Annotated in this window: 1 protein-coding gene; it reads left to right on the top strand. The window is 64.8% G+C overall.

Annotated elements, in window-relative coordinates:
• Positions 1–66: 66 nt before the first annotated feature.
• Positions 67–534: transposase (locus tag ACLJK8_RS23125; RefSeq protein WP_413152720.1), on the top strand; the 468-nt coding region annotated here is incomplete at its 3' end.

The following is a 534-nucleotide window of genomic DNA, read 5'->3' as shown; positions in this document are numbered from 1 at the left end:
GAGAGTGTCCGGCCTTCTGTGTACGGATCTGCCGGTCCATGCTGAGAGGAAAGGACAGCGTGGACCATGGCGAAGAAGATCGACGACGCGATATTGGACGAACTGCTGAGGGGCTGCGAGCGGCCTGAGGATCTGATGGCCGACGGTGGCCTGATGAGGGACCTGCGGAAGGCGCTGATGCAGCGGATGCTGGGCGCGGAGCTGACCGAGCATTTGGGCTACGAGCACGGCGAGGTGGCGCCACCGGTGCAGACGAACCGTCGGAACGGTGTGAGCCGGAAAACGGTGAAGAGCGAGGACGGGGCCTTCGAACTGGCGGTTCCGCGCGACCGGGAGGGGAGCTTCGAGCCCCGACTGATCGGCAAGGGCCAGACCCGGATCGACGGCTTGGATGAGAAGATCATCGCGATGTACGCGCGCGGCATGAGCGTGCGCGACATCCGCGGGCATCTCGAAGAGCTTTATGGGCTGGAGGTCTCCCCGGACCTGATCAGTCGCGTGACCGACGCGGTGCTCGACGAGGTGAAGGAGTGG

Source organism: Amaricoccus sp. W119 (assembly GCF_047275745.1).
Lineage (GTDB): Bacteria > Pseudomonadota > Alphaproteobacteria > Rhodobacterales > Rhodobacteraceae > Amaricoccus.
Note: the sequence above shows the minus strand (reverse complement) of the source record. Positions and strands in the feature narration are given on the sequence as shown.